This is a genomic window from Citrobacter sp. U14242 (genome assembly GCF_046555775.1).
Classification (GTDB): Bacteria; Pseudomonadota; Gammaproteobacteria; order Enterobacterales; family Enterobacteriaceae; genus Citrobacter.
The window spans coordinates 84,577-91,089 of sequence record NZ_JBKGLW010000016.1; the positions used below are offsets into that span (position 1 = coordinate 84,577).

Below are 6,513 nucleotides of genomic sequence, written 5' to 3' on the forward strand. Positions count from 1 at the left end.
CCTTAAGCCGTTTTCAGGTCGCCAACCGGGCGGGCAGGCTCAACCGGGGGATAATACGGTTCGTTATGGCGTGCTTTATCACACAGACCGGCTGGTACTTCATATAGCGGCCCCAGGTGCTGATACTGCTGCGCCATATCGAGATACTTCGCACTGCCAAGTGTATCCAGCCAGCGGAACGCACCGCCGTGGAACGGAGGGAAGCCCAGGCCATAAACCAGTGCCATATCGGCTTCTGCCGGGCTGGCAATGATGCCTTCCTCCAGGCAACGCACCACTTCGTTGACCATTGGGATCATCATACGAGCGATAATCTCTTCGTCGCTGAAGTCGCGTTTCGGCTGGCTGACGTCTGCCAGTAAGCCATCAACGGCGGCGTCTTCTTCTTTCTTCGGCTTGCCCTTGTTGTCTTCTTTATAACGCCAGAATCCGAGACCGTTTTTCTGTCCGAAACGGCTGGCATCAAACAGCGCATCAATCGCGTCGCGATAATCTTTCTGCATACGCTGCGGGAAGCCCGCGGACATCACAGCCTGAGCGTGATGTGCGGTATCAATACCCACCACGTCCAGCAGATAAGCCGGACCCATTGGCCAGCCAAACTGTTTCTCCATCACTTTGTCAACTTTGCGGAAATCCGCACCGTCGCGCAGTAACTGGCTGAAACCTGCAAAGTAAGGGAACAGCACGCGGTTAACGAAGAAACCAGGGCAGTCGTTGACCACAATCGGCGTTTTGCCCATTTTGCTGGCCCAGGCGACAACCCTGGCGATGGTTTCATCCGAGCTTTTCTCTCCGCGAATGATTTCAACCAGCGGCATACGGTGTACCGGGTTAAAGAAGTGCATACCGCAGAAGTTTTCCGGGCGTTTGAGAACGCTGGCCAACTCGTTAATTGGGATCGTGGACGTATTCGACGCCAGTACAGTATCCGGGCGTACCTTATCTTCGGTTTCTGCCAGCACTGCTTTTTTCACTTTTGGGTTTTCGACTACGGCTTCAACGACCACATCTACACGCTCGAAACCGCTATAGTCGAGAGTTGGCTGAATGGTTGAAATGACACCGGCCATTTTCAGACCGTCTATCTTGCCGCGTTCCAGCTGCTTGTTAAGCAGCTTGGCCGCTTCGGTCATACCCAGCGTCAGTGATTTGTCATTGATGTCTTTCATCACTACCGGCACGCCTTTCCAGGCAGACTGGTAAGCAATGCCGCCGCCCATAATGCCAGCGCCCAGTACCGCTGCTTGCTGAGGTGCCTCAACATTCCTGGTGAGTTTTTTCGCTTTGGCTTTGACAAACTGATCGTTGAGGAAGATACCAACCAACGCGCGAGCTTCACTGGTGTGCGCCAGTGGAACAAAGCTCTTATTTTCCAGATTCAGCGCTTCTTCACGACCGAATCGCGCTGCTGCTTCAATGGTCTTCACTGCGGTAATCGGTGCGGGATAATGTTTACCGGCCGTCTGCGCCACCATGCCTTTGGCGATGGTAAAGCTCATGGCTGCTTCAATTTTGCTGAGTTTCAGTGGTTCCAGTTTCGGCTGGCGTTTAGCTTTCCAGTCGAGGTCGCCGTTGATTGCCTGACGTAACACAGCGATCGCGCCATCAAGCAGTTTGTCTTGTTTCACCACGCCATCAACCAGGCCAATTTTCAGCGCTTGCTCAGCGCCAACATCTTTACCTGCAGCAATGATTTCCAGCGCGCTATCAGCACCCAGCATACGAGGCATACGCACGGAACCGCCAAAGCCCGGCATAATGCCCAGTTTGGTTTCCGGCAGACCAATGCGCAGGTCTGGTGTTGCCAGACGATAATCAGTTGCCAGCACGCACTCGCAGCCGCCGCCCAGCGCGTAACCGTTTACCGCAGAGAGAGTCGGAACAGGCAGATCTTCCAGGCGATTAAAGACGCTATTGGCAAAGTGCAGCCACTGGCTCAACTGCTCTTCGGGAACGAGGAACAGTGAAAGAAATTCGGTGATATCGGCACCGACAATAAAAGCCGCTTTATTAGAGCGCAGGAGCAGCCCTTTTAAATTTGGTTGTTTTTCCAGCACATCAAGCGCATGGCCCAGGCTGGCAACGGTGGCCGTGTCGAGTTTATTGACCGAACCAGGGGCATCGAACACCAGTTCGGCGATGCCATCTTCCAGCCAGTCAAGGTACAGGGTGTCGCCTTTGTAAAGCATGTCAGTCTCCTGAATCCGCAAGGTGATCTGGTCATACCAGATGAATCGAAGTGTGTGTTTTATGTTAAAAAAATGCAAATAAATGATTAAAGAAATGACGATTCGATCACGCTCGGCAGAAATCACGCAGTCATAAAGCGATGTGCTAAGATGCGGAGACTTGAGGTCAAAAAAACAGAAGGGTAGAAAATGGAATCACTGGCCGCACTCTATAAAAATCATATTGTTACCTTACAAGAACGTACCCGTGATGCACTGGCGCGCTTCAAGTTGGATGCGTTACTTATTCATTCTGGCGAGCTTGTTAACGTTTTTCTCGACGACCATCCGTATCCGTTTAAGGTCAACCCGCAGTTTAAAGCCTGGGTTCCCGTCACGCAGGTTCCCAACTGCTGGTTGCTGGTGGATGGCGTGAATAAGCCAAAACTGTGGTTCTATTTGCCGGTTGATTACTGGCACAACGTAGAGCCGCTGCCGACGTCCTTCTGGACGGAAGAAGTCGAGATCATTGCGCTGCCTAAAGCGGATGGTATTGGTAGCCAACTGCCTGCTGCTCGCGGCAATATCGGTTATATCGGTCCGGTTCCGGAACGTGCGCTGCAACTGGACATCGCGGCCAGCAATATCAACCCGAAAGGGGTGATCGACTACCTGCACTATTACCGCGCCTATAAAACAGATTACGAACTGGCCTGTATGCGTGAAGCGCAGAAAATGGCGGTGAGTGGGCACCGTGCCGCGGAAGAAGCGTTCCGTTCCGGGATGAGCGAGTTTGATATCAACCTGGCTTACCTGACCGCCACCGGTCACCGCGATACCGACGTGCCGTACAGCAACATCGTTGCGCTTAACGAACATGCTTCGGTTCTGCATTACACCAAGCTGGATCACCAGGCTCCGTCTGAAATCCGTAGCTTCCTGCTGGATGCAGGGGCGGAATATAACGGTTATGCGGCAGACCTGACGCGTACCTGGTCGGCGAAAAGCGACAACGACTACGCGCAGCTGGTGAAAGACGTGAACGACGAAGAGCTGGCGCTCATCGCGACGATGAAAGCGGGTGTCAGCTATGTGGACTATCACATTCAGTTCCATCAGCGTATTGCGAAGCTGCTGCGTAAACATCAAATCATCACCGACATGAGTGAAGAGGCGATGGTGGAAAATGATCTCACCGGACCGTTTATGCCGCACGGTATCGGTCACCCGCTGGGTCTGCAGGTACATGATGTTGCAGGTTTCATGCAGGATGACACGGGCACACACCTTGCCGCGCCGTCGAAGTACCCTTACCTGCGTTGCACCCGTGTGCTGCAGCCAGGCATGGTTCTGACCATCGAGCCGGGTATCTACTTCATTGAATCGCTGCTCGCCCCGTGGCGTGAAGGGAAATTCAGCAAGCACTTCAACTGGCAGAAAATTGAAGCGCTGAAGCCGTTCGGCGGGATTCGTATTGAAGACAACGTAGTTGTCCACGAGAGCAATATTGAAAACATGACGCGGGATTTGAAACTGGCGTAATGGACAGTTGGTTAATCCCTGCGGCGCCGGTTAGCGTCGTTGAAGAAATCAAAAAAAGCCGCTTCATTACGTTGCTCGCCCATACGGACGGTGTAGAAGCGGCGAAAGCGTTTGTTGAGTCAGTCAGAGCGGAACACCCGGATGCCCGTCATCATTGTGTGGCGTGGGTGGCGGGTGCGCCGAATGACTCGCAGCAGCTGGGGTTTTCAGACGATGGTGAACCGGCGGGTACGGCAGGCAAGCCGATGCTCGCACAACTGATGGGGAGCGGCGTCGGCGAGATTACCGCGGTGGTAGTGCGCTACTACGGCGGTGTTCTTCTCGGTACTGGTGGGCTGGTAAAAGCCTACGGTGGTGGTGTGAATCAGGCATTGCGGCAGTTAACAACGCTGCGCAAGACGCCGCTAACCGAATATACTTTGCAGTGTGAGTACGGCCAACTGGCAGGTATTGAAGCACTGTTGGGGCAGTTCGACGGTAAAATCGTTTCCAGTGATTACCAGGCATTCGTTCTGCTTCGGGTCGCGCTTCCTTATGCGAAAGTGGATGAATTTTCAGCAAAGCTGGCGGATTTTAGTCGTGGTTCATTGCAATTGTTAGCGATTGAAGAATAATCCCCACCTCATTTTAAAGAACTAAGGAAGCGGCAGAGATGCATTTTCGCGCCATCACCCGAATCGTTGGACTACTGGTCATCTTATTTTCGGGGACGATGATCATCCCCGGGCTGGTAGCACTTATCTACCGTGATGGTGCGGGTCGTGCATTTACGCAAACTTTCTTTGTTGCCCTGGCGATCGGCTCCATGTTGTGGTGGCCGAACCGTAAGGAGAAGGGCGAGCTGAAATCCCGGGAAGGGTTTCTGATAGTAGTCTTATTCTGGACTGTGCTGGGTAGCGTGGGTGCGCTACCGTTCATTTTCGCAGAAAGCCCGAACCTCACGATCACCGATGCTTTTTTTGAATCCTTCTCCGGGTTAACAACCACGGGGGCGACTACATTGGTGGGGTTGGATTCACTGCCGCATGCCATTCTCTTTTATCGTCAGATGTTGCAATGGTTTGGTGGTATGGGGATCATCGTCCTGGCGGTGGCTATCCTGCCTATCCTTGGCGTGGGGGGGATGCAGCTCTATCGTGCAGAAATGCCGGGGCCGCTGAAAGATAACAAAATGCGCCCACGTATTGCCGAAACGGCGAAAACCTTGTGGCTCATCTATGTGCTATTGACGGTTGCGTGTGCGCTGGCGCTGTGGTTTGCTGGCATGCCTGCCTTTGACGCTATTGGCCATAGCTTCGCCACCATTGCTATCGGCGGCTTTTCAACACACGACGCCAGTGTGGGCTATTTCGACAGCCCTACCATCAACACCATTATCGCTATCTTCTTGCTGATCTCCGGTTGTAACTACGGTCTGCACTTCTCTTTACTAAGTGGACGCAGCCTGAAGGTTTATTGGCGCGACCCTGAATTCCGCATGTTTATCGGGGTACAGTTAACGCTGGTGGCCGTTTGTACGCTGGTGCTGTGGATACACAATACATACGGTTCGGCGCTTACGACAATCAACCAGGCATTTTTCCAGGTTGTATCAATGGCGACCACTGCCGGATTTACCACCGACAGTATTGCTCGCTGGCCGTTGTTCCTGCCGGTGCTGCTACTGTGTTCTGCGTTTATTGGTGGCTGTGCCGGGTCAACGGGCGGTGGTTTGAAGGTGATTCGTATCCTGTTACTGTTTAAACAGGGTAACCGCGAACTGAAACGACTGGTTCACCCCAATGCAGTCTATAGCATTAAGTTGGGCAACCGTGCGTTGCCGGAACGAATCCTTGAAGCGGTATGGGGCTTCTTTTCTGCCTATGCGCTGGTCTTTATTATCAGTATGCTGGCAATTATTGCGACTGGTGTGGATGACTTCTCTGCGTTTGCCTCCGTAGTGGCGACGTTGAATAACCTCGGGCCTGGGCTGGGGGTTGTTGCCGACAATTTTGCCAGCATGAACCCGGTGGCGAAATGGATCCTGATTGCCAACATGCTGTTTGGTCGTCTGGAAGTCTTTACTCTGCTGGTGCTCTTTACCCCTACTTTCTGGCGTGAATAATGGAGTAACACGTGAAAACACTGATTCTTTTTTCTTCCCGGGACGGACAAACGCGCGAAATCGCTGAGTATCTGGCTTCTGAACTTAAAGAGCTGGGTGTCTGGGCGGATGTCATGAATTTGCATCGTACCGAAGAGCCTGAGTGGAAAAATTATGACAGCGTGGTGATTGGCGCATCAATTCGCTATGGTCATTACCATTCTGCATTTCAGGAATTTGTGAAAAAGCATGCCACGCAGCTGAATACGATGCCGAGTGCGTTTTACTCTGTTAACCTGGTTGCCCGTAAACCGGAAAAACGCACACCGCAAACTAATAGCTATGCGCGTAAGTTTCTGATGAATTCTCCGTGGCGACCAGATCGCAGTGCGGTGATCGCCGGTGCTTTGCTTTATCCTCGTTATCGTTGGTATGACCGTGTCATGATCCAACTGATTATGAAGATGTCAGGCGGTGAAACTAATACGAAGAAAGAAGTGATCTATACCGACTGGGAACAGGTAGCGGGTTTTGCACGGGAAATAGCCCAATTAACCAACAAAACGTTGCCAAAATAAACGGAAAGAATAAAAAATACGCACTCAGTAAATAATTTCAAATTTCCCCTTGTCAGCCTGAAATAACTCCCTATAATGCGCCTCCACTGACACGGAACAACGGATTACATGCCGCCGGGTCAGCGGGGTTCCACTGAGA

At 52.3% G+C, this 6,513-nt stretch carries 5 protein-coding genes; 4 read left to right on the plus strand and 1 reads right to left on the minus strand.

Translation table 11 applies throughout. The annotated features are described in order from the left end of the window. Positions 1-2 precede the first annotated feature (2 nt). A complete protein-coding gene (gene fadB, locus ACLJXE_RS22170; protein WP_410752033.1) occupies positions 3-2,192 on the minus strand; it encodes a fatty acid oxidation complex subunit alpha FadB in 2,190 nt (729 codons plus the stop codon). A gap of 189 nt (positions 2,193-2,381) precedes the next feature. Between fadB and pepQ the strand changes: the two genes are divergently transcribed. From pepQ to hemG, 4 genes are read left to right on the plus strand one after another with little or no spacing between them, the layout of a single operon-like run. After that, positions 2,382-3,713 (plus strand): Xaa-Pro dipeptidase, encoded by a 1,332-nt coding sequence (gene pepQ, locus ACLJXE_RS22175; protein ID WP_271454134.1) that lies wholly within the window; start codon positions 2,382-2,384, stop codon positions 3,711-3,713. Continuing rightward, entirely contained in the window at positions 3,713-4,327 is a 615-nt protein-coding gene (locus ACLJXE_RS22180; RefSeq protein WP_410752034.1) for an IMPACT family protein, read from the plus strand. The genes pepQ and ACLJXE_RS22180 overlap by 1 nt, the downstream gene beginning before the upstream one ends. A gap of 38 nt (positions 4,328-4,365) precedes the next feature. After that, positions 4,366-5,817, plus strand: a complete 1,452-nt coding sequence (gene trkH, locus ACLJXE_RS22185) for a Trk system potassium transporter TrkH (RefSeq protein WP_003017848.1) — start codon at positions 4,366-4,368, stop codon at positions 5,815-5,817. An 11-nt stretch (positions 5,818-5,828) separates the two neighbouring features. Beyond that, complete coding sequence (hemG, locus tag ACLJXE_RS22190; RefSeq protein WP_410752035.1) at positions 5,829-6,374, plus strand: menaquinone-dependent protoporphyrinogen IX dehydrogenase; 546 nt, start codon at positions 5,829-5,831, stop codon at positions 6,372-6,374. Positions 6,375-6,513: the final 139 nt, after the last annotated feature.

Bases quoted from the DNA above. Each gene is read 5' to 3' on its own strand.
- trkH (WP_003017848.1), top strand. From the start codon at position 4,366: ATGCATTTTCGCGCCATCACCCGAATCGTTGGACTACTGGTCATCTTA.
- ACLJXE_RS22180 (WP_410752034.1), top strand. From the start codon at position 3,713: ATGGACAGTTGGTTAATCCCTGCGGCGCCGGTTAGCGTCGTTGAAGAA.
- pepQ (WP_271454134.1), top strand. From the start codon at position 2,382: ATGGAATCACTGGCCGCACTCTATAAAAATCATATTGTTACCTTACAA.
- fadB (WP_410752033.1), bottom strand. From the start codon at position 2,192: ATGCTTTACAAAGGCGACACCCTGTACCTTGACTGGCTGGAAGATGGC.